Consider the following 22,067-nt stretch of genomic DNA (forward strand, 5'->3'; position numbering starts at 1 on the left):
CCTCCCTGAGATCTCGGCGAAGGCTCTAGCCTGCGGGTTTGCCATTTTTTGCCCGGATTCATGGAGCAGAACGGCGCCTATCGGCCGGCACGGCGGGCGATTGACGGCAAAATAATGGCTAATTAACATCGCGCCATCACTTTGATATCAAGCAGTTGTCGAGGGATCGAACATGTACTCACCCGCCCTTGCGGGGAGGTTGTGCCTGGCTTTGCTGTGCCTGACTCCGCTGCATCTCGTTCCTGCCGCTCCCACCCCCGGTGCCGACCTGAGATATCGAGCAACTCCCTGGACTGTCCGCACGCGGCCAGCATCTGCCCGCCAGCGTGGCCTTGGCCCACTCCCTGGAGCGTCCTGATGTCCTGACCGAGCGCGAGGCGCCGATCTGTTTCCGCCTGGATTTCTCTCTCTAATTCCTGCGTTTTTCGAGACCTTCGACATGGACGTTCGCCAGTTCGCCTTCCTGGTTCGCCAGCCTTCTGCCGCCCTGAAAAACCGCGAGCGCTTCTGCGGCATGCCCAAGCGCGGGCTGGCGCTGATCCTGGCCAACGCCATGTTCTGGCAACCGCTGTGGGCCCAGGCCGAGGGCATCGTGGTCAGCGCGCCGGGCACCAGCCTGGGCCAGGCGGGCAATGGCGTACCCATCGTCAACATCGCCACGCCCAACGGCAGCGGCCTGTCGCACAACCAGTTCCACGACTACAACGTCGGCACCCAGGGGGTGATCCTCAACAACGTCGCGGCACAGACCGGGACGACCCAGCTGGGCGGGATCATCATCGGCAACCCGAACATGACCAACCGGGTCGCCGCGCAAACCATCCTTAACGAAGTCAACGGCGGCAGCCCCAGCCAGCTGCGCGGCTACACCGAAGTGGCGGGGCAGTCGGCCCATGTGATCGTCGCCAACCCCTACGGCATCAGCTGCAACGGCTGCGGCTTCATCAACACCCCGCAGGCGACTCTGACCACCGGCAAACCGGTGATCGAGAACGGCCAGCTCACGCGCTACCAGGTCGACCAAGGACAGGTGACCATCGACGGTCCGCAGCTCAACGCCAGCAACGTCGACCGCTTCGAAATCATCACCCGCAGCGCCAGGATCAACGCCGAGATCCAGGCGAACAACCTGAGCATCGTCACCGGGCGCAACGACGTCGACGCCCGCACCCTGAACGCCACCGCCCGCGCCGCCGACGGCAGCGCCAAGCCGGAACTGGCCATCGATTCCTCGTCCCTGGGCGGCATGTACGCCGGGGCGATCAGGCTGGTGGGCACCGAAGCCGGGGTCGGGGTCAAGCTCGACGGCAAGCTGATCGCCAGCGGCGGCGATATCCAGCTCGACGCCAACGGCCAGCTGCGCATGGTCGATGCGTCGGCGGCCAATGGCGCGGTCAGGGTCAAGGCCGCCAGCCTCGACGCCCAGGGGCCGGTCTACGCCGGCACTGCCCTGAACGTGCAGACCCAGGGCGACCTGAACAACCGGCAAAACCTCGCCGCCCGCGACAGCATCAGCCTCAGCGCCGGCGGCCAGCTGAGCAACAACGCCATCATCGAAGCCGGGGTCAACGCCGACAACAGCCGCAATGCCAATGGCGATGTCAGCCTGAATGCGCAGAGCCTCGATAACCGCGGCAAGAGCGTGATTGCCAGCCGCAACCTGACGGTCAACGCGGCGCAGAGCCTGAACAACCAGGGCGGCACCTTGAGTGCGGGGCAAGCCTCCAGCATCAGTGCGGCGACTTTGGACAACCAGAACAAGGGGCGGGTGCTGAGCAGCGGCGCGCTGAATGTCACGGCGGGTCAGGTGCTTAACAGCAATGGGGTGATCAATAGCACGGGCAAGCTGACGGGCACCATCGGGCGGTTGAACAACAGCGATGGCGAGTTGACCAGCCTGGCTGACGCGACCCTGAACATGGCGTCGCTGGACAACGTCGCGGGCCTGGTGATGGCCGGACGTTTGCTGGATATCACTGCCAGTGGCGCGATCGACAATGTCGGCGGCACCCTCAGCGGGAAAAGTGCTCTGACTGTCCGGGCACAAAGTCTCGACAACAGCCAACAAGGTGAGTTGACCAGTGAAGGTCAACTGACCACCCGGATCGGCACTCAGCTCAATAACCAGAAAGGCCTGATCCAGGCCAACGGTGCGCTGGATGTGCAGGCCACTCGCCTGGATAACCGCGCCGGCAAGATGTCCAGCCTCAATACCCTGACTGTCAGCAGTAGCAACACCGACAACCGTGGCGGGGTGATTCGCGCGGATCAGGCGGCGAAGTTGTTGGTCACCGAACTGGACAACCGCGATAAGGGACGCCTCGAAAGCAAGGCCGCACTGACCTTCGATGGCAACAAACTGGACAACCGCAACGGTGGTCTGCTGACGGCCAATGGTGTGATCAGCCTCAAGGCCAAGGAGGTTGTCAACGACGCCGGCCGGATCTCCGGCAAGGGCAATGTCGAGGCGAACATCGACTCTCTCAGCCAGCGGGGCGGTGAACTGGTTGCCGAAGGCAATCTGAAACTCGTCGGCAAAACCCTGGCCAATCAGAAGGACAGCCTTGTCGCGTCCCTCAAGTCGCTGACGGTCAACGTTGAGCAGGTCGACAACCACGGCGGTTCGTTGTCCAGCCAGACCGACATGCAGATCAATGGCAAGCGCCTGGACAACCGCGACGGTGGCAAGGTGCTGTCCGATACGAGTCTGACACTGAAGGTCGATCAGATCATCAACCAGACCGCAGGCCTGATCTTCAGCAAAGGCGAGAGCACGCTCAACGGCATCGGGCTCAATAACGTCGCAGGCAAGATCGTCAGCCAGAACAGCCTGGTGCTGACCTTCGATGAGGCGATGGACAATCAGCAAGGCCTGATCAGCAGTGAAGGTAGCCTGACGCTCACAGCAGGCTCTCTGGACAATCGACTGGGCAAACTGTCCAGCCTCGAGTCCATGGCACTCACTACGACGGCTGCGTTGCAAAACCAGGGCGGGTTGGTCGCCTCGCAAAAAGGCCTGACGCTGAGCAGCGGCAGTCTCGACAACAGCGACCAAGGCATCATCAGCGCCAAGGCCGATTCGACCTTGACCACCGGCGAGTTCAAAAACCGTCAGGGCGGCAGCCTGGCCACCGACGGCACGCTGCTGCTGACGGCCGCACACCTTGACAATTCCGGTGGGAAAGTCGGCAGCCAGCAACAGCTTCAGGTGTCGGTCGCGTCGCTGGATCAGGACGGTGGCGAGCTGTACAGCAACGGCGACCTGACCCTCGATCTCAATCACGGTCTGTTGAACAACCAGCGCGGCAATATCCATACGCCGGGTCAGTTGCTGTTGAAAAACCTCAACGAAGTGAACAACAGCGGCGGCGAAATCTCCGGTGCCAAAGCCTGGAGCGTGAACGCGCAAAGTCTGAACAACGAGGGTGGCAAGCTGCTGAGCAATGAAAAGCTCACCCTCGTCGTCGATCGCGCGCTGAGCAACATCAAGGGCTTGATCGCGTCCGCCGGCCTCGACAGCCGCAGCGCCAGCCTGGACAACACCCACGGAGAAATTCGTGGCCGTGGGGAGGTCGATCTCACTGTTGTCGAGTTTTTTGACAACCAGGGCGGCGTGGTTATCGCCGACAACGGTCTGACGATCCAGGCGGCAAATCTGGATAACCGTCAGGAAGGCCTGGTAGGCGCGACAAAAGCGCTGAAACTGACCGTCGACCGCCTCGATAACCGCACTGGCGAACTGTCGAGCAAGACTGACGTGACCCTGACGGGCGCCTGGCTCGATAACAGCGATAGCGGTTACGTCCTGGCCGGCGGCAACCTGGCGCTGACCGTGGGACAGGTCATCAACCGCAACAAAGGCCTGCTGTCCGGCGACACGGGGCTGACGCTGACGGGACAGACCCTGGAAAACAGCGGCCGCCTGACCACTCAGCGTGACCTCGCGATCACCCTCTCTGCGGATCTGAACAACGATCAGGGCAGCCTCGTCAGCGAAGGTGCGCTGGCGATCAATGCTAAAAGCCTGAGCAACAACGGCGGCACGGCCTCCAGCGCCAAGGCCCTCAGCGTCGACACTCGCGGCGCCGTCAGCAACCAGGGCGGCAAACTGCTGACCGACACGACGCTCACGCTCAACAGCAGTGCGCTGGACAACCAGAACAAAGGCATCCTCAGCAGCAAGGGCAACCTGAGCATCACCACCGGTACGCTGAGCAACAGCCAGGCCAGCATCTACTCCGGCGACCAGCTGGAAATCAGCGCCGGTCAGGTGACCAATACCGCCGGCAGCCTCGGCGCGGCCAATTCACTGGTGGCCAATATCCGGGGGCTCGACCAGCAGGGCGGCAAGCTGTTCAGCAAAGGCAACCTGAGCGTCGACCTGAACGGCGGCGCGCTGAACAACCAGGACGGCTTCATCAATGCTCCGGGCCAGTTGTCGCTGAAAAATCTTGCCGACGTGAACAACCGCAATGGCGAGATTTCCAGCGAACAGGCCTTCGAGCTGATCGCCAAGTCGCTGGATAACAACGGTGGCCAACTGCTCAGCAATCAGAAGCTCACGCTGAAAATCGACAAGGCGCTGACCTCGATCAAAGGCAAGATCGCCGCTGCTGCGTTGCAGATTCGTGCAGCGAGTCTGGATAACAGCGGTGCGGGTGTGCTGCTCAGTGACAGCGATCTCGAGGTGACCGTCGACGGCTTGTTGAGCAATAAGGACAAAGGCACCGTCAAGGCCGCGCAACAACTGACCCTCACCAGCAACGGTCTGAACAACCAGGGCGGCACGCTGTTGGGCCGCTCTGGCATCAGTATCGATCTGGGGGCGACACCGGCGGATCTGAATAACCAGGATGGCTTGATCAACACCAAAGGCGTGCTGAGCATCGCCCATCTGCGGGATCTCAATAACCAGAAGGGGGAGATTTCCAGTGTCAACAGCTTCAGCCTGACCGGCAACAGCCTGGACAACCGTGGCGGCAACCTGATCAGCAACGATCGATTGAACCTCACGGCAGCCGAGATGAAGAACCAGGGCGGCCTGGTGTCCGGCTGGAACGGTGTGACGGTCACCGGCGGCACCCTCGATAACAGTCAGAAAGGTACGGTTTCCAGTTTGCTCGGCAATCTGGACATCGACCTCAGTGGTGCCTTGGTCAACCACAGCAAAGGTGGGTTGGGTGGCAAAGGCGCGGTGAGCATCACGGCGACCGGTCTGGACAACAGCAACGGTACCGTAACCAGCGGTGGCAAGCAGAAGCTGACCTTCACCGGTGGCACCCTCACCAACGCCTCGGGTGGTTTGATCGAAAGCAGCGACACCCTCGATATCCGTGCCGCAACCCTGAACAACACATCTGGCCGCGTTACTGCCAATAAAGCCCTGACCTTCACGGGCTCGCAACTGGACAACACCAACGGCAACCTTGTCGGTAAGGACGCCGTCACCCTTGACTTGCTCGGCGCGCTGAGCAACGTCAACGGCGCGCTCGGCAGCACTGGGCCGCTGGTGATCAAAGGCTCCGCCAGCATCGATAACCGCGGCGGCCAGGTGATCAGCGAGACCCTGCTGAGCCTGCTGACCTCCGGCGACTTGAACAACAGCCAGCGCGGCACGATCTCGGCCAACGGCCAACTGGATCTCACTACTGGCGGCACTGTTCGCAACGATGCCGATGGCCTGATTTCCAGCCGGGATGCCGGTGTGACACTGACGGCTGCCGAACTGAACAATGCCAAGGGTGCGGTGCAGAGCTATAACGCGCTGACCGTCGACGTGGGCACCGGCGCCATCGACAACCAGGGCGGCAAACTCATCGCCCAGACCGGCGACCTGAACCTCACCGCCGCCAGCCTCGACAGCCGGGGCGGTGTGCTGTCCAGCCTCAAGGGGCTGCTGCAAACCCGCCTGACCGGCGTCTTGCGCAACGGCCAGGGCGGCAAGCTCGAAGGCAGCCGCCTCGACCTGCGAGCCTTGGGCGGCATCTACAGTGACGGTGGGCGTATTGCCGCCAACACTGGCGGCATTCTGCTCAACGCTGGCGGTAACGTTCTCGACAACAGCAGCGGCGGGATCTATGCCAGAGGCCAGGTAAAGGCTATTGCCGGCTCGATGAACAACGACGCCGGGCAAGTCAGCGGTAAGGGTATCGACCTTGGCCTCACCGGCAACCTCACCAACCGCGGCGGCTTGATCGAAAGCGCCAACACCCTGGCCGTACGCGCTGCGAATCTTGACAACCAAAGTGGCAAGTTGCGGGCGCTGGGCACCAGCGGCAAAACCGATTTCCAGATCGGCAGCCTGTTCGATAACCGCAATGGCCTGGTGGAAACGGCCAACACTGATCTGACGCTGGCGACGCCGAGCTTCTTGAACGCAGGCGGTACTGTCACTCATGTGGGCGTGGGTGAGTTCGATATCTCGACGGCCAATGTCATGAATGCCGGTGGCACGCTGGTGACGCGTGGCGGGCTGACGCTGAATGCCGATAGCTGGACTAACAGCAGCGTGATTCAGGCGGGGCGGTTGACAGTCAATGTCAACAACTTCAACCAGACTGCCAGCGGCCAGTTGCTGGCCTCGAACAAGCTCATGGGACGCGGGGTGAACTGGAACAACGACGGGTTGATTGCCAGTGATGGTGAGTTGGATATCCAGTTGGGCGGCGGTTATGGCGGTAATGGTCGGGTGAGCAGCCTGGGTGACCTGACGCTGACAACTGCACAACTCGGTTTGACCAGCGCTTCCAGTATCGGTGGCGGCGGGCTAAGCACCATCAACGTGGGCGGGCTGCTGAACAACGTGGGTGGGCGCCTGACGTCCAACGGCGATTTGATGATCAACGCCGGGACCGTGAGCAACACCGGTACGCTGGGGGCTGCGCAGGAGCTGACAATCAAGACGGCCAGCCTGGTCAATAACCGTGGGCTGGTCTTCAGCGGCGGCAACATGAATCTGCTGGCCAATGACTTCACCAACCAGACTGGCGATGTCTACAGCATCGGCAATCTGACGATCGCGGGAAGGGATGGTGGTCGTGCCAATACCGTCAACAACTTGGCCGCATCGATCAATGTCGATGGTGACTTTTCGCTGTCGGCCAATAGCTTCAACAATAAAACCGAAGGCGTAGTTGGCGAGGAGAAGTTCATCTCCGGTGACATTACGTTTGATGGTTCTGCCACGTTTTATGTCAACGAAAGCTTTGAGTCGACATCGACGATCTCCGGCCCTCAAGCCTCTCTCGCCGTGGCGGGTAACCTGACCGGCAACGTCGGGGCCTTCACCAATACCGCATCGCTGATCTCGGCGGGCCAGAACATCAAGCTCGACGTCGACACTTTCGACAACTTTGGTCTGCAGTCGGGCAGCTTTACCCGCTCGCGGATTTACAAACTCGGCGGATTGCCGGGCCAGCGAATAAGCTGGATCAGTGCAGACCTGCAAAGTTATGCAGACCACAACTCCAAAAACCAATATGACTACATCGACTCCTGGCATGAGGCGGATAAGGGCGGAACTCATTGGCAGTACGCTGCGCTTAACAAACAGATGCTCAACAAGATCAACACGAAGTTTGGCATTGGTCCAGAAATCGCTGTGCCTGCCCCCATTCTGGCTGGCGAGCTGAAAAAAGATGACCGCATCTTCACCAACGGCGGCGGCAGCGTTTCTTCGGTTGTCCAGGCTGGTCAGGCGGTAGAAGTCAATGCCAAAACCACGATCCACAACGGCAATCTCAACTCTTACACCAACTTCGACGGCACGACCAAGGGGGGGATAGATACCGGCGTCAAGAGCTCCGTCAAACCGACCGTAGTTTTCTTGAACCCGCAATTGCCACCGGATCTGGCCCAACAGCAAGTCAACCCGCTGGCTCTGCCGGGCTTCACCCTGCCGACCGGAGATAACGGCCTGTTCCGTCTCAGCGGGAAGGGCAGTAGCGAGCAAACGGTCGTTCCCGGCAAGGACTGGACCATTGGCTCTATTGCCGCGGCTACCACCCAGCGCTCCGACGGCATGCCGGCCAGGCCAGCCACCGAATTGCAGTTCGACCAGAACGACCCGGTCTCAGTAAAAAAACGCGACCTGGCCCTGGCCGCTCGCCCGTCGTTGAATCTCAACGACAAGACCGCCCTGATCAACGTCAACGCAGCCTCCGGCGACGGGCCTGTCGGCGTGCTGTTGCCCAACCGCGGCAACGCTACATTCGATGTGCCGCGTGTCCAAGGACTGCCTGACACCAGCGTACGCTCGAATCCGCACAAGTACCTGATCGAAACCAACCCGGCACTGACCGACCTCAAGCAGTTCATGAGCTCGGACTATTTGCTGGACAAATTGGGCTACGACCCTGATACCAGCGCCAAACGTCTCGGCGATGGCCTGTTCGAACAGCGTCTGGTGCAGCAAGCCGTGGTTGCCAGGACCGGCCAGCGTTTCATCGATGGTCAGACCTCCGACGAAGCGATGTTCAAGTACTTGATGAACAACGCCGTGACCAGTAAGCAACAGCTCAACCTTTCTCTGGGCGTGACCCTGAGTTCCCAGCAAGTGGCGGCGCTGACCCACGACATCGTCTGGCTCGAAGAGCACGAAGTGAATGGTGAAAAGGTTCTTGTGCCCGTGCTGTACCTGGCCCATGCCAATAATCGCCTGGCGCCGAACGGTGCGCTGATCCAGGGCAGTGACATGACCCTGATTGCCGGCTCGGATCTGAACAACGCCGGCACCCTGCGCGCCTCGAACAACCTTTGGGCCGAAGCCGGCAACAACCTCACCAACAGCGGTTTGATCGAGGCCGGCGAGCGGCTCACGCTCAAGGCCGGCAACGACATCATCAACAAATCCGGCGGCATCATTTCCGGGCGCGATGTCAGCTTGACCGCCACCAGAGGCGATGTGATCAACCAGCGAGACGTATACGGTTTTGATACCAACTACGGCGGGACTCTGCTTCATCGAGACGTTTTGAACAGTGCCGCGCGGATTGAGGCGGCCAATGACCTGATGATCGATGCCGGGCGGGATATCAATAATATCGGTGGCGTATTACAGAGCGGGCAAGATCTTGACCTTATCGCTGATCGCGATGTGAATATCACCTCGGTTCAGGATCGCCGCACAGATTCCCGTGGCAGCAATTTCCTCAACCAGACCATTACTCAGCAAGGCGCTGAAGTGAAGTCCGGGCGGGATTTGTCGATCAGTGCTGATCGTGACGTCACCATCGTTGCCAGTCGACTTGATGCCAAGCGTGATCTCAAGGTCGATTCCGGCAAGGACATTCTCATCACCTCTGCAGCCGACGAGAGCGATTACGTCTCGCGCAGCAAGAAGTACCGAAATGAAACCCACAGCACCACCCAGCAAGCATCCGTACTGAACGCCGGTCGCGATATTTCCCTGAATGCGGGTAATGATCTGGGCATCATCGCCAGCCGCATCAAGGGCGAAGAAGATGTCAGCCTGAAGGCTGTCCAAGACATCGCCGTCGTCTCTGCCCAAGATGAAAGTTCCTCCTATTACTACAAGAAGAAAAAGGGATCGTTCGGGCGCAGCAAAACCACCCAGAGCGAAAGCTATGACAGCACCAACGTGGACTCTGTGGTGGAGGCCGGACATGACCTGACGGTGAACGCGAGCCAGTCGGACAAGGGAGGCGTTTCTCTGGACGGTGGTCGTGATCTCACTGTAATCGGCAGTCAGTTGAAAGCCGGAAACAACCTTGTCCTGGGCGCGTTGAATGATATCTCGGTGCTCTCGGGTATCGAGGAGCACGGTGCCTACAGCAAGAAAACGAAGACGGGTTCCTTTGGTCTTTCCAAGAGTGGCAACAGCGGGCTGAGGACAACCGCCAGCCAGGTCTCCAGCCAATTGGACGCGGGCAACGATGTAGTCATCGCTTCAGGTAAAGACCTTCTTCTACAGGCCAGTACTGCTTCGGCTGGTAACGATGTCGAGTTCCGCGCCGGTCTGGTGAGCGACACTGGTGATATCAATCTGATTTCAGCCAGTGACACGACATACAGCCATAGTGAAGCCTACAAAAAGAAAACCGGTCTCTCAGTCTCGGGTGGTTTCCTTTCCATTGCGTCGGCCAAGGAATCAGGACGGCAAGGTCAAAGCAGTACCAGTGTAGGCGGCCTGGTAAGTGCCGGGCGTGACACGATCTTGAGCGCCGAGCGCGATATCAATGTACTGGGCAGCGGCGTAGACGCCGGACGTCACGTCAACCTGAACGCCGGCCGGGATGTCAATGTGGTGGCTGCATCCAACGACAGTGCCGAGCAGGCATGGTCGAAGTCCAAGCAGACAGGTATTGGCGTTTCCAGCGATGCCAATGGCGTGAGCTTCTTTGCCGGTGCCGATAGCCTCAAGGAAAAAAATCGACTTGAACAGCAGACCGGGGCCGCCAGCCAGATTCGTGCGGGCCAGGATCTGTCTGTCAACGCCAAGCGTGACATCAATCAGACCGGTTCGGATCTGCAGGCGAGCAACGATATTGACCTGACTGCTGGGCGCAATATCAACATCGATGCGGCCCGTGAGACCTTGCTGGTAGAACAGCAGCGCGAGACCAGCCGCAACGGTCTGGGTGTGAGCCTCAACCATAACTACGGCCAGACTAAAAACGCGGTCAACGGTGCGGGGAAAGGCGAGGACAGTGTCAGCAAAGGCTCCAGTACCCTTAAAGGGGTGGATGCCGTCGGCCAGTTCTTCGCAGGGCCGACTGCGGATGTCAAGTTTGGTAACAGCAAACAGACCAGCAATCAAGAGACCGTTGAGCAGAGCAACAGATCGTCGACCCTGAATGCGGGCCACGATCTGAACCTCAATGCCCAGAATGATGTAACGGTCAAGGGCTCGAAATTACAAGCCGGACGCGACATCAATGTGGTGGGGCGCGATGTCTCGTTCGATGTCGCCAAGGGTAAGGTCAGTCAGGAAAGTACACAGCGTGAGAGTTGGGGGGGTATCCATGGCGGCACTAGTGGTGGCTTCAAGATCGGTATTGGCGGCAGCTACGGCGTAGCAACCGAAGACGGTGCACGTGGTACTTCAACGCCCACTCAGCTCGGAGCAGGTAGGGACGTCAATCTGCAAGCCAGCCACGATCTGAGTCTGGTGGGGACTCAGGTCATGGCCCGTAGGGATATCGAACTCAACGCTTTCAATGACCTGAACATCCGCTCCGCACAGAACGACAGCCGCAGCGAGAGCAATCGGCACAACGGTGGTGGCGAGGCTGGCCTGGTCTTTGGCTCTGAGGGCATTGGCATTTATGCCAGTGTCAACATGGGTAAGGGCAATCTGGAGCGAGAGGGCGAGCGTCAGCAAGAGGCTTACCTCTATGCCGGGGATCGACTGGGTTTCACCAGCGGCAAGGACACCAATATCGCGGGTGCTACCTTGCGCGGCGATGAGGTGAATGGCCGCGTGGGTGGCGATCTGAATGTCTCGTCTGTGGCCGACACCGGTAAGGTGAAGGGCAAAGAGTTTGACATCAGTGCCACCGCCACTTTTGTCGGCGTCAGCGGTTCGGTTGGCTATGGCCAGACCACAGGTAAGACAAACTGGATCGAACAGCAAACCAGCATCACTGGCAAAAGCAAGGTTGATATTCGTACCGAAAATCACACCCAGCTGGACGGGGCGCTGATTGCTGCTGACAACGGGAAACTGAAACTAGACACCGGTACGCTGGGTTTCAGTGACATTGCCGGCGAAGACAAAGAACACGGTTATTACCTGAATGTCGGTGGCAGTTACACGGCCGGCAAAGGCAGTGGTGCCCAGGATGACAGTCAGGTGGGCAAAGGCAAGGAGGGTGAGGCCGGCTGGAGCGTCAACGGCTGGAAGCACGACAAGGAGCGCGAGCAGATCGTACGGGGAACCATCGGGGCTGGCGAAGTTGTGGTGCGCCAGGATGCCGAGACCGGCAAGGATTCGACTGTCGGGCTGAACCGCGATGTCGACAAGGCATATGAAATCACCAAGGACAAGGAGTCTCGTACGGATCTGTACCTGACCAAGTCCTCGCTCGATGCCGTAACCGATCCTTCCGGGACGCTTCACTCCTGGAAGACCAGCATAGAAAACTATGCAAGCAATACACAAAGTGCCTATGAGTCTGCACTGACCTTGGTTTCTGGTCCGGTCAAAGCTGTGGATCAAGCATGGAACAGTATTCAGGCACAGCGAGTAACGCTGGATGAAGTGCCTGCCTCGGCGCGTGCAGAGTTGGGTGACGACCTGGCCCTGAACATTGCTAAGAACCTGGTGCGAAATGGTAAGGATCCAGGGGATGTCAATAATCTGAAACCGGAAGACATAGTGGTCATCCGGAAGTATGCACAGGTGTTTGCCGCATTTTCCGAAGAGCAACAAACCTGCAACGTTTCAGGAGGGTGTGATTCGGATGGCGGTAAACCGGAAGGCTCGGTTCCTAACCACTACCGTGATACCGACAAAAAAAACCTTGTCACTTGGCTGAAGAATCTGAGTCCGGATACCGCAGGTGGCAAGCTGCTGTCTGAGTCTGCAAGGCTGCAAGACTACATGGACACACTGCCTAAGGAGCAAGTCCAGCTGCTGGGGTTAGGTATCCAGGCTGCCATGGGACCGGCAAAAGCAGCCCTCGGTCTCGCAGGCAATATCCTGATCGACAAGTTGTTCGGCGACAAGATAGAGGCGGCCAAAGACACACTGGCCAAAACCATAGCTAGTGAGCTCAGTGGTGAGGCCAGGGATCATCTGGAGGCCAGCGATAACGCCTTCAAGACAATGTTTGAGCTCGGCTCGAATGATCAAAAGGGCGACATCTATGTTCGTGGTGCCTCGACTCTGCTGAACATCGCGTTGGGCACGGCAAGCAATATGGCCGGTGCCGGGACCGGTAAAGTCTTCAGCGTCGTGGGTAGCAAGGGTTCTACCGGCGGGAAAGTTATCGATCCGGTGACGATTGATCCGAAGCATCCTGATTGGGCAAACGAGTTCGGGGAGACGTCGGGCAAGGGATGGGTGGATGGGCCGAAGGACAAGCCACCTGTCTGGCCGGTGCATGGCGATGGAGACAAGCCTCACGTCGCAGCAGTGGTCAAAATCCAGACTGCCAATTCCGTCAAAGGCTCCCATGAATACGAACTTCTCAACAACCCGAGCGCGAGGAGCCCCAACACCCGCTACGAGCTTGATAACGGTAGTTCTTTTACTACCAACAGCAAAGGAATGGTAGAGGAGTTGACCTTTACGCCGAGGAAGGAAAAGATTCCTCGGGATTCGAGACAGACAGCTGCTGGCAAGGAAGGCAGGGATACCGATGTAGGCGGGCATGCTCAAGCGTGTAGCCAGGGCGGTACATGCGATGGCTATAATCTGTTCCCTCAGGACAGAAACTTTAATAACTCGGCCTACAAAGTGTTCTATGAAAACAAAATAAAGGAAGCGCTCAATGATCCTTCTAAAACAGTGGGGCAGACGACAATAATATTTAACCGTGAGGATCCGGGGGCTGCGCGGCCTGACTCGCTACAAGTGTTTTATACGATTGATGGAAAAACTAAATCCGTGGTTTTTAAAAACGAAGCCCGAGAAGTGCCGGAGGTAATAGAGTGATCACAGAAGATATAGAGATTTTCAATAAGATTTTTCAGATGGTAGAAGAGGGGATCGTCCAAGGCTACGATGCCTTTCGATATGAGGTTGAGGTCGGTGAGAGTTATATGGAGGCTGAGCTAACGGTCGAGAAAGACGGGGTTGAAGTGACAGATGCAGAAATAAGTTTCAATATCTCAGATGTGTACTTTCTAGCAGAAGAGTTAAAGGAAAATGCAGTGCGGCGCGGCGAGCCATGGAGGTCTTTTGTTATGTCTTATCGTGAAGGTGAGCAAGTAAGAATTAAGTTTAACTATTGATTGATGGATCCTGCTTTCGGCAAAAATGTGGATGTTCATACTTGGGGGCGGAGCGTTGGATCCCTTGAGTTGAACGTTGTCCAAGATCTTGGCTTACAACATTTTTTGAGGGGCGAAAGTGGCCCGCCGACAGAGCCAGGACAGATTCTGAGATGATCCATGGGTATGTATATTTCCATTGGCGCTGGTACAGGGTGGTCCACCTCTGGTGGGGTATTTGACTGTATTGTTGAGCCAACAAGGCGTTTGTTTAAACCTGATGAGCAGTGCTGTCTGAGCGAAATATACTCGGCTCTTGATGAACAGGGGCAGAGCTTTATTGTTTTGGATGCTATAGATGAAGGCTGCTTTAATCTGTTTTATTGTTACTGCAAAAAGGCGATGGAAGAGTTCCCTCTTTCGGAAAGGGGGAGGATAGTTCCAGAAAATCATATTCCTGGGATTTTATGGAACTGGTCTGAGGTTCTACGGATCATGAAGGAAGATCCTCGATACAGAGGGATATTGTAAATAAGGTGAAAAGCAGGTAGCCAGTTATGGTGGATGGCTACTATTTTAGGTGGCACACGATAGTGAACGGGGACGCGCTGGCGGACTTGCGCAAAGTGGAGCCCGGCAAGTGGAGCAAGGTGTACAAGGATGGTTTCGATAACACCGGTGCACGTGTGTCGGTGCACTATTTCCAGAGTGAAAGTGGCAAGGTCTTCAACGTGAAGACCAAGAACGGTTGGAGTAATACCCAGTGAAGGAAATATCGTTGATTGTCGAGGCCCTTGGCACGGAGCAGGCCACCCGGCTGGTTAGTACGCTGGCGATTGGCTTGTTGACGTCGTTGCGCAGCGACTCCATCACCCTTGAGGAGGCCGAGAGGGTCCTGTTCACTCCGTGTACCGAAAGCATTTTGCGGCTCAAGGGGCTGGCGCCTGAACTGTGCAGCCTGATTCTGGAAGGGTGCGAATTGGAAGACGTGCAGAGCCTGAGGCCGGACCGCCTGGATGCCAATGTGCAGCAACTGATCGAGCGCTTTGCCGCGATCCTGCAGCGCGATCCCGACTATGCCCAGAGGGCCGATGAAAAGGCCAAGTGGGAAGACTTGTATGTCATCCGTTAACCCTCGGCCTGCTGTACTCCCGTAACCCATCCCCCCGGTTGCCGTTATTGACAGCCGGGGCCCCCGCCGCGAATTATCCAGCCCCTGGATAACCTCGGTGGGCATTATTCATGAAACTCAATGTGCAGCGCCTGGACCTCAACCAGCTGCGGGTGTTCGACGCCCTGATGCAGGAGCAGAACCTGTCCCGGGCGGCGGTACGCCTGAACCTCAGCCAGCCGGCGGTGAGCAATGCCTTGGCGCGCCTGCGCCGACACCTCGACGAGCCGGGCTCGTGGCATGCAGCCCACCTCCAGGGTCCAGAGCCTGCACGTGGCGGTGCGCCAGGCCCTGCACTTGTTGCAGCAGGGCCTGGACCCCTCGGCGGAGTTCGATCCGGCGGCGGCCGACTCGCTGCTCACCCTGTCGATGAACGACTATGCCCAGGCGCGCCTGCTGCCGGCGCTGTCCCGGCGCTTGCAGGAGGTGGCGCCCCGAGTGCGCCTGGCGGTGCGCAGCGACAGCGCCGATTCCATCGCCGCTTGGCTAAGTGCCTGGATGCTCGACCTGGCGGTGGACTACCTGTACTTCGACAACCCGGACCTGTGCTATCAGCCATTGCTCAAGGAACAGCTGGTGGTGATCGGCCGGCTCGGCCACCCGGCGTTCGAGCCCGGGCTGAGCCTGGCGGCCTATGAGGCTTGCCGGCATGTGGCGATACCCGATCGTGTAAAAAAGGGGAGTAGATATGGCATTTTACATAGAGATGGATAAGTTTGTAGAAACTGAAGAGTACGTTGAATATACATTTGGGCGGGGGCTGGAAGTGGGTTTGATACGGCTGGATAAAGTTAATGAAACTATTTGTGTTTTGAAGGAGTGTCCTCTAGATGTGAATGGTAAGTGGTCGCAAAGAGTTGGTATGAAGCTGGCTCGTCTTTTCATAAGTGGAGAGTTTCCTGAGAAAACTCAGTGGGCTTCTTAATAAAATAGTGAAGAAAAGGGAGCGGATTTATTTGGCTATATCTGCCCCGTTTTTGTGCTATGCGCGCTTGGGCCTGAAAGGTCTGCCGGAGGTGAACTCAGTATTACCCTGAGGAGGATTGAGGCTGGAGTTTATGAGATTGTTGCTCTGGAAATGTTTTATGCAAACTTTGGATGGTGTGTTGTCTTGAGAGGTGGTGAGTATGCGCCGCCAGGTAACTTCTGGGACGAAGAGTGACGGTTGCTGATAGGGGCTGCTGACAGGTTGGTGCAAAAGGCTCAGGGGGAGTAGCTGTTTCTGGTGGGAAACCTACAGTTGAATTTTGGTGGGCAAAATGCACAAACCCCTGGCGCAATTAACGTTGATATTCGTCCAGATATTCAGTCAGGTACTCGAGCGGACGCAACGAAACTTCCTTTCAAGGATAATTCGTTGGGAGAGGTTGCTAAGGGATATGACAGTGGGAACGGCATAGTTGGTATCGATCTGAGTAAGGTCGGGTCGTTCCAGACCGAGGTTTGGCAAACGGCTCCAGGAGTGAATGGCGTTGCAGGGCTTCCTTGCTTTCGATCAATCTGGGCTCAGGAAGTGACAATTTTTCAAGAAATTCCGCAGAATGCGATAATTAGATTTCCGGGAACAAAATGAATGATTTAGATTTGCTGCAAAAGAGCTTTAGGCAGAAGATCGGCGATTTTTTGCTGGCAGTTCAGACGACGAAAACTATTAGTTCCCAAGCATTTCAGGAGATCGATGCTCAGTCGAAGCTGTTGGCTCGACTTCTCAAAGATAAGGAGTTGATCTCAAAATCATTGCTTAATGAACTGTATACGGCGGCAAGGATATTACGTGCAGAGGCGCCATTCGCTAAAGATCAACAGGCTGCACTCGTTAAAATGGCGGAGCAGTTGGAGCTAACCTTTGATCTTATTCTCCGTGGCGAGTGTCCTAGCGATAGGGTTTCAGGCGTACCTCGGGTTATTTAGAAAGAAATCGTAGAGTGAGCGAATGGAAAATATAGAAAGCAGCAGGGGGGCATTGCGTCTCTGCACGTCCCGGAGCAGATTGAAGTATTCGGATTCGAGGCTGCGGATGATAGCGTCCACATGCTTGAGTGGATGAGGAGAGGCCGAGATTTTCGCCAGTTTGTTGTCCATGATATCGAAACAGAGCTGTACGCACAGGATGATAGTTCGCAACTATTATCTGTGAGCTGTAAGGCAAAGCCACATTTTGAGACGAAGGTGAAAACGGATTGTCAGAGTGAAAGTGGTAGGGTGACACAGCTTTTTGCAGTATTTCCAATTTCTTTGCGTGTCCGGGCTGCCAACGGTGTGGTGTGGAAGTTGGATGTTGAGCATAGTTATCAGGCGACAGATCTTGATGTTCCTGGAAAGTTTAAGCTCAGATTAAACTTCACAATTATTGGTCATCTAGTCGAAACCTGATTTTGGGGCGACTCGTTGCAGGGGTAGCTGTTGATGTTTGTCTAGTCCTGAAATAGGTTTACACCTATTTCAACCTCAAAACGCCCGGTGTACCGCATCGGGCGTTTTGTATTTCAGCGATAGATGAGGCCGCTCGTTGTTATAGATCTGCACCGATTCGTCCACCATCCGGATGGCCTCTGCAATGTCTTTGGGGCGATGCAGCAATAACTCGGTTTTGAAAATCCCGTTCACACGCTCAGCCAACGCATTTTGGTAGCAGTCGTAGCCATCCGAAAAGGGGACAGATTTATTTTCTGGACAAAAATTGGCAGATTTATTTATTGATAAACGACTTTGGTCGTCGGAAGTAAATCTGTCCCCTTTTTGTTCTTTTTGTTAATGATACTGGTGGTGGTCATATCGAGCTTGCGAATGGTAAACCGGTCATCGCTGCGGGGGAGGTGAAAATTTTGAACGGGAAAGTTAAATATGTTGACAATACATCTGGGCATTATGAACCCATCAGGTGATGCCGCGCAGGCCGCAGCAGAGAAAGCATTCTCTCAAAAAGGCCTTGACGTATCAGGGCAGTACGTAGAGAAAGTATGGGAGCCAAATCCTAGCAATCCTAGAGCAGGTGCATGGGTGCCGAAATGAGTGATGTAATTGAGAAGTTTGACACGCTTTGTGATGAGGCTACGGCTGCTTTTGGCGAAGAACTAGATATTTCCTATGAGATGTCTTTGTTGAGGATTTTAAAATTTGTCAAAGAGAACTTGGGCTGTAAAGAAGATTTTATATGTAGATTTGAAAATATATTAATGTCTAATAACTCTCCATTTGAGGTTGTGGCATTTTGTATGCGAGAGCTTCAGTGGTCTGAAATTAAAGATTTCGTGGTTTTAACGATGAATCCTTCGCAAGATCACTCGTAGTGAAGCCCTGCGAGGAGTACTTACTGCATATGATGAGTTTTGGCCTGATGCTGATTTGTACAAATACTATGATGTTGAGTGATATGAGTAGATTTTAAATGGTAAAAAGAAATGCTAAGGGATCTAGGTAAGGTTCTTTTGATGCGATAATTATATGGCTGCTCAAGGTAGAAAAGTTGAGCTGCGCAGCCCTGTTGGTACAAGAGCAGAAGGGGGAGCTTCCGATCTTCTAGTTGACGGTGTTCGCTATGATGTATATACCCCTACCACCAGTAATGCAGGCCGGATAATTTCTGCGATAGCAAAGAAAAATACGCAAGCTGAGGGGGTTGTTCTAGATTTATCTAAAAGCTCCGTTACCAGAGAGCAATTGGGGGATGTCTTGCGTAGGGTTAACGGTTCAGGTGCAAAAAATATTAATGATATCGTGATTATAGGTAAGTGAAATGCCATCAATGCTCTGTAAGTGTGGTAATAAATTAAATTTTGGTGAGATACCGAATCCAATAGAGTGGCTAATGATTTCAGATGAGGAATTTGACAAGTTTCAAGGTGCGGTTGATTCGGAGGCGATTTATCGAAAAATGAATAGTGTCCTTAAGTGTTCTCGTTGTAAAAGGTTATGGGTATTTTGGAGCGGTTTTGATTCTGCCCCGGTTTCATATACTCCAGAATAGTGACCTGTTCTCAGTTAGGTTGGTGCAAAAGGAGCTTTTACACCTATAGATTTTCCAGAGGAAGTCGTGGAAATCAGTGGCCAGAAGTTAAGATATCTAGAAGGAACACCTCAACTGGCTGAACGAGGTAAAGGGGGGGATTTGAGCAATGCCGCTGATGCGCAGAAAATTCTGGATGCTTACCGCTCTGGTAATGCGGTTATTTTAGGTAAAAATGCTCAGGGTTTCCCTGTAGTTCGAGTTGATGGAGTTACCGGAATAAATGTAAATATTGGCGCTGGGATAAATAGTCAGCCAACAAAGGTTTTTGTAATTAAAGGAGCGAAAAGCCCAAGCATTGTTCCTGCCAGCCCAAATCCTAAATTGGTGGGGTGATATGAATATAAGTATTAGGAATCAAATAATTGTTGCATTGATGCAGGCTTTGTTAGGAGCAATTTCTTCTAATTTTAGAGCTGTGCTGATTGAGTTCTCCCAAGGGCTAGATGTCAGGTTTTTCTTGGTGAAAGATTTAATTGAGGATGCTGATGAGATGGATGATGTAATCACGGAGTTTGAATCGCTTGTAATGAGGATTGAAGCATTGTCAGTAAAATATAGTGTTGAGGTTGGCGAAGACAGGATAGATTTTTCTGGTGATAACGTGATTCCAATTTATATTAGGCGCGAATATTTTGTGCAAAAGGCGCAGATAATCTAGGTTCTAAGCTTATACATGAAGCTCCTAGAAACCTTATGCCTACTCAAATTAAGTAGGAAGTGTCTGGGTCACAGATTAAGCGTCTCGCAAAAAATATGGAAAAAACGGATTTGATCCAAGCATGCCTGTTGATGCGTGGAGAAATCCTAAGACAGGATGACTTGAAATCTAGGACGGGCACCATAGGACTGAGGCGGCAAAAAAAGCAGGCTTAGACAAGATTCCAGTAGAGGTTTGGGAGTGATGCAATGAAGGAAAGATATCAAGCAGCTTTCATAGTTCCTATTGGGGGAAGTAAGATTTTAGGTAAGGATGGCTGGGAATTTAAAAGCTCTAAGCGACTTTCTAAACAACTGGGAGAGTACTTGATTGAGGTTTTGAATCTTGAATTTGTAGAGGAGTATTCTGGAATTAAAAGGTACGCTGGTGATCGCATAAAAATGTCGATTGTTTTTGATGGTTGTGATGAGATTGAGAGTGTCTATTTTCAGGTTTTTGATGGTTCTCTAACGGTCCTTCTGAAGTGTGCAAAGTGGATGGGTTTATCTCTGAGGCGGAGATATTTATTCCAGGTAAAAGATAAAGTCTATGATGGATGCAATTTTTATAATGGGCGGCTCAACACCGCCCATCACTATTTAAATCAAAATCCTTTCTTGCAACTTCCGTCCCGCCACATTCAGCAAATCACACCCATCGCGCAGCATGATGCTGCAAACTAAAGTCAGTTCCTGGAGAAGAACAGGTTCATACTGAGGCGCATCCGCTACCGAAAAGCTTTCCAGCAATTGGGTGACCGCGCGTATGCGATAGGCCGCTGCATCGTGCAGCACGTCGATGGGGGCTTGGGTATCAATACATAAGGAAGGAATGTTGCAGTCGTTGCCAGTAATCGGCATGTAACGGTTCATACGTTCACCTCTGGTTGATTGCCTGAGCTGTCACCCGATCGTCGCCAAACGAAAAGGGTGACAGCTGTACGCAGGTTGGCGAACCGACACCAGAGGTAAAGCCGGCAGATCCGAAGATCTCCCACGCACAGCCGTCATAGAGCGGTCGTGCGGATGCAAAAGTACCTGCAAGCAGGAGGTTTTGCATCAGTTCTGGTGTCAGGTCGCCAAACCCGGTCGCCATTTGGGCGACTGGCCGACTGTAAGCCGTGCTGGGGTGGGCGGGAATAAGGGGAGTTCACCGCTGGTTGTAAGGCCTTTCTGATTATTGATGCAGCAGGCAGATCTGCTTGAGCTCGTTCTTATCAGGTGGGCATGACGACGTCGCGGCCGTTCCGGCCGATCGCAGCCTGCGGCAGCGGCTACAGGTGCCGTTCATGACATTGAGCAAGTCGCAGTTGTCGAGCTTGAATCGAGCAAAAGACCGTTTTTGTATAAAAGTTGATGGTTTTTCGACTAACGCGGCCGGGATGAAGTTCTTAAGATCCGCCTCACCTTGTAATGTCAAAGTGAGATGAATGCTGTGCGTACTCTATTGCTGAAACTGGCTTTACCTGTCTCCGTTGTTTTGTCGGGCCCGGCTCTGGCGGAATCTTTCACCTTAACCAGTGCGAATATCGCTCAGGGCAAGTCCATGAGTCGTGCCCAGGAGTTCCAGGGTTTCGGTTGCAGTGGCGGTAACCAGTCGCCGCAACTTTCCTGGAGCGGGGCGCCGGCGGGGACGGAGGCTTTTGCGGTATTTGCCTATGATCCCGATGCGCCTACCGGAAGTGGTTGGTGGCATTGGCAACTGGTCAATATTCCCAAGACTGTAACCACCTTGGCCGCTGGGGCCGGGGAGCCGGGTAAGAACTCGATCCCGGCCGGCAGCACCAGTATCAAGAACGATTACGGTGCTTTCGGCTTTGGCGGGGCTTGCCCGCCCGAAGGCCATGGCGTGCACCGCTATCAGTTCACTGTCTTTGCCTTGTCGAAGAAGCTCGAGCTGCCAGAGGGGGCTTCCGGTGCTCTGACGGGGTACATGGTGCGCGCCAACGCTCTGGCTTCGAGCACCATCGAAGCGCTGTATGAGAGGAAGTAGTTCTTAACTGTGCTCTGATATTTCTGATTTTACTATGTCCATATTCCGAAGCTTTGGAGAGCTTGTTATTAAATTCTAAGTTGTTTTCGACTGGGTAGTAGAAGCAGACATCCCTCGGCCATGCCGGGGGATTTTTTTGGCCGGGAGAAATGCAGATATTTCCTAGTGGGTAGTAAGGATGTTTCTGAGTTGATGTGAAACAAGTTTGCTGGCTTGAAGGGAATGGTTAGCTGCAAGTGGGAGGTAGTTGAACTAAGGATGCTGGGTTTCAAGCAGTAGGGAAATGTTTGCCAATAACCATA

14 protein-coding genes and 3 pseudogenes are annotated in these 22,067 nt (G+C 54.9%); 15 read left to right on the top strand and 2 right to left on the bottom strand.

Annotated features, from left to right (window positions below):
* Window positions 1-439: 439 nt before the first annotated feature.
* The 9 genes and pseudogenes from ACQKQA_RS01205 to ACQKQA_RS01245 all read left to right on the top strand — a co-directional run bounded on the left by ACQKQA_RS01205 (window position 440) and on the right by ACQKQA_RS01245 (window position 17,440).
* Window positions 440-13,618: a hemagglutinin repeat-containing protein gene (locus ACQKQA_RS01205; RefSeq protein WP_427552620.1), complete on the top strand. Its 13,179-nt coding sequence runs from the start codon at window positions 440-442 to the stop codon at window positions 13,616-13,618.
* Complete coding sequence (locus ACQKQA_RS01210; RefSeq protein WP_427552623.1) at window positions 13,615-13,917, top strand: hypothetical protein; 303 nt, start codon at window positions 13,615-13,617, stop codon at window positions 13,915-13,917. Before ACQKQA_RS01205 ends, ACQKQA_RS01210 begins: the two co-directional genes overlap by 4 nt.
* 159 nt (window positions 13,918-14,076) lie before the next feature.
* Window positions 14,077-14,427, top strand: a complete 351-nt coding sequence (locus tag ACQKQA_RS01215; RefSeq protein ID WP_427552626.1) for a hypothetical protein — start codon at window positions 14,077-14,079, stop codon at window positions 14,425-14,427.
* 26 nt (window positions 14,428-14,453) lie between these two features.
* Entirely contained in the window at window positions 14,454-14,663 is a 210-nt protein-coding gene (locus ACQKQA_RS01220; protein ID WP_427552628.1) for a hypothetical protein, read from the top strand.
* 11 nt (window positions 14,664-14,674) lie between these two features.
* On the top strand, window positions 14,675-15,028 hold the full coding sequence (locus ACQKQA_RS01225; RefSeq protein WP_427552631.1) for a DUF3969 family protein: 354 nt from the start codon (window positions 14,675-14,677) through the stop codon (window positions 15,026-15,028).
* Window positions 15,029-15,138: 110 nt separating this feature from the next.
* Window positions 15,139-15,751, top strand: a pseudogene (locus ACQKQA_RS01230) (LysR family transcriptional regulator); the annotation flags it as partial.
* A gap of 4 nt (window positions 15,752-15,755) precedes the next feature.
* Window positions 15,756-15,992 (top strand): hypothetical protein, encoded by a 237-nt coding sequence (locus ACQKQA_RS01235; RefSeq protein WP_427552633.1) that lies wholly within the window; start codon window positions 15,756-15,758, stop codon window positions 15,990-15,992.
* 644 nt (window positions 15,993-16,636) lie between these two features.
* Window positions 16,637-16,978 (top strand): hypothetical protein, encoded by a 342-nt coding sequence (locus ACQKQA_RS01240; RefSeq protein ID WP_427552636.1) that lies wholly within the window; start codon window positions 16,637-16,639, stop codon window positions 16,976-16,978.
* A gap of 120 nt (window positions 16,979-17,098) precedes the next feature.
* A complete protein-coding gene (locus ACQKQA_RS01245) occupies window positions 17,099-17,440 on the top strand; it encodes a hypothetical protein (protein ID WP_427552638.1) in 342 nt (113 codons plus the stop codon).
* A 75-nt stretch (window positions 17,441-17,515) separates the two neighbouring features.
* On the opposite strand, the pseudogene ACQKQA_RS01250 reads toward ACQKQA_RS01245, so the two are convergent.
* Window positions 17,516-17,716 (bottom strand): annotated as a pseudogene (locus ACQKQA_RS01250) (integrase core domain-containing protein); the annotation flags it as partial.
* Between the two features lie 347 nt (window positions 17,717-18,063).
* Here ACQKQA_RS01250 and ACQKQA_RS01255 point away from each other — a divergent pair.
* The 5 genes and pseudogenes from ACQKQA_RS01255 to ACQKQA_RS01275 all read left to right on the top strand — a co-directional run.
* Window positions 18,064-18,357 carry a hypothetical protein gene (locus tag ACQKQA_RS01255; protein ID WP_427552641.1) on the top strand — a complete coding sequence of 98 codons (294 nt, stop codon included), beginning with the start codon at window positions 18,064-18,066 and terminating at the stop codon, window positions 18,355-18,357.
* 154 nt (window positions 18,358-18,511) lie between these two features.
* The gene (locus ACQKQA_RS01260; RefSeq protein WP_427552644.1) at window positions 18,512-18,802 is read left to right on the top strand and encodes a hypothetical protein; all 291 of its coding nucleotides are present in this window, start codon (window positions 18,512-18,514) and stop codon (window positions 18,800-18,802) included.
* Window positions 18,803-19,100: 298 nt separating this feature from the next.
* The gene (locus ACQKQA_RS01265; protein WP_427552647.1) at window positions 19,101-19,409 is read left to right on the top strand and encodes a hypothetical protein; all 309 of its coding nucleotides are present in this window, start codon (window positions 19,101-19,103) and stop codon (window positions 19,407-19,409) included.
* Between the two features lies 1 nt (window position 19,410).
* Window positions 19,411-19,734, top strand: a complete 324-nt coding sequence (locus ACQKQA_RS01270; protein WP_427552650.1) for a hypothetical protein — start codon at window positions 19,411-19,413, stop codon at window positions 19,732-19,734.
* 199 nt (window positions 19,735-19,933) lie between these two features.
* Window positions 19,934-19,978, top strand: a pseudogene (locus ACQKQA_RS01275) (hypothetical protein); the annotation flags it as partial.
* Between the two features lie 394 nt (window positions 19,979-20,372).
* On the opposite strand, the gene ACQKQA_RS01280 reads toward ACQKQA_RS01275, so the two are convergent.
* Window positions 20,373-20,645 carry a hypothetical protein gene (locus ACQKQA_RS01280; protein ID WP_427552653.1) on the bottom strand — a complete coding sequence of 91 codons (273 nt, stop codon included), beginning with the start codon at window positions 20,643-20,645 and terminating at the stop codon, window positions 20,373-20,375.
* 553 nt (window positions 20,646-21,198) lie between these two features.
* Between ACQKQA_RS01280 and ACQKQA_RS01285 the strand changes: the two genes are divergently transcribed.
* Entirely contained in the window at window positions 21,199-21,765 is a 567-nt protein-coding gene (locus ACQKQA_RS01285) for a YbhB/YbcL family Raf kinase inhibitor-like protein (RefSeq protein WP_427552656.1), read from the top strand.
* The last annotated feature ends 302 nt before the right edge of the window (window positions 21,766-22,067 follow it).

Source organism: Pseudomonas sp. NPDC089530, from assembly GCF_050280705.1.
Taxonomy (GTDB): Bacteria; Pseudomonadota; Gammaproteobacteria; order Pseudomonadales; family Pseudomonadaceae; genus Aquipseudomonas.

Bases quoted from the DNA above. Each gene is read 5' to 3' on its own strand.
- ACQKQA_RS01245 (WP_427552638.1), top strand. From the start codon at position 17,099: ATGCTTGAGTGGATGAGGAGAGGCCGAGATTTTCGCCAGTTTGTTGTC.
- ACQKQA_RS01285 (WP_427552656.1), top strand. From the start codon at position 21,199: ATGAATGCTGTGCGTACTCTATTGCTGAAACTGGCTTTACCTGTCTCC.
- ACQKQA_RS01205 (WP_427552620.1), top strand. From the start codon at position 440: ATGGACGTTCGCCAGTTCGCCTTCCTGGTTCGCCAGCCTTCTGCCGCC.
- ACQKQA_RS01240 (WP_427552636.1), top strand. From the start codon at position 16,637: ATGAATGATTTAGATTTGCTGCAAAAGAGCTTTAGGCAGAAGATCGGC.
- ACQKQA_RS01235 (WP_427552633.1), top strand. From the start codon at position 15,756: ATGGCATTTTACATAGAGATGGATAAGTTTGTAGAAACTGAAGAGTAC.
- ACQKQA_RS01220 (WP_427552628.1), top strand. From the start codon at position 14,454: ATGGTGGATGGCTACTATTTTAGGTGGCACACGATAGTGAACGGGGAC.
- ACQKQA_RS01280 (WP_427552653.1), bottom strand. From the start codon at position 20,645: ATGAACCGTTACATGCCGATTACTGGCAACGACTGCAACATTCCTTCC.
- ACQKQA_RS01270 (WP_427552650.1), top strand. From the start codon at position 19,411: ATGAATATAAGTATTAGGAATCAAATAATTGTTGCATTGATGCAGGCT.
- ACQKQA_RS01260 (WP_427552644.1), top strand. From the start codon at position 18,512: ATGGCTGCTCAAGGTAGAAAAGTTGAGCTGCGCAGCCCTGTTGGTACA.
- ACQKQA_RS01215 (WP_427552626.1), top strand. From the start codon at position 14,077: ATGGGTATGTATATTTCCATTGGCGCTGGTACAGGGTGGTCCACCTCT.
- ACQKQA_RS01255 (WP_427552641.1), top strand. From the start codon at position 18,064: ATGGGTGCCGAAATGAGTGATGTAATTGAGAAGTTTGACACGCTTTGT.